Below are 527 nucleotides of genomic sequence, written 5' to 3' on the forward strand. Positions count from 1 at the left end.
TGATTGTCCGCCTGTTGACGTTCATCTTGTCTGCCAAAAACTGCTGATCGCAGACCACCGCGCCGCAGGTTGGGTCGATATTTTCAGCAAAGAATGAATACAGGCCGAAGGCCCCAGCATTGCCTTTAGCAAGCTCAATGATGCGCTTCCAACCCAAGGGATACACCTGCGTGAACCCCTTGTTCTTCCGCGCCTCTTCGCGCTCCTGAGCCTCTTTCTCGTCCAGCATGGCCAGCTCTCGCTGGCGGATACGACGCTGGGCGTCGGTCGCCACCGTGATCTGCTGCATGGGGTTCCTCCAAAGTCGGGAAATTTGTCCGCTCATTGCGCCATTTCGAGTCGCAATGATACGACAAATTATGTCTCACGTCGAGACAGTTTGCGTCTCAACCTTGCTACCTGTTGAGACATCCATGCATGTCTCAACGTTAGGACACCCTATGTGTCTCAATGCATTTCTACAAATCCTTATAAATCAATAACTTAGCATTTCCCCCTTTCTCCTCTAAGGGGCTGCCGCCCCGCCG

At 52.9% G+C, this 527-nt stretch carries 1 protein-coding gene; it reads right to left on the reverse strand.

Features of this window, described 5'->3' with window-relative positions; genetic code table 11:
* Nucleotides 1-289: hypothetical protein (locus G3R48_RS17195; protein ID WP_425516761.1), on the reverse strand; the 289-nt coding region annotated here is incomplete at its 3' end.
* Nucleotides 290-527: the final 238 nt, after the last annotated feature.

Source organism: Shewanella intestini, from assembly GCF_018221465.1.
GTDB lineage: Bacteria > Pseudomonadota > Gammaproteobacteria > Enterobacterales > Shewanellaceae > Shewanella > Shewanella intestini.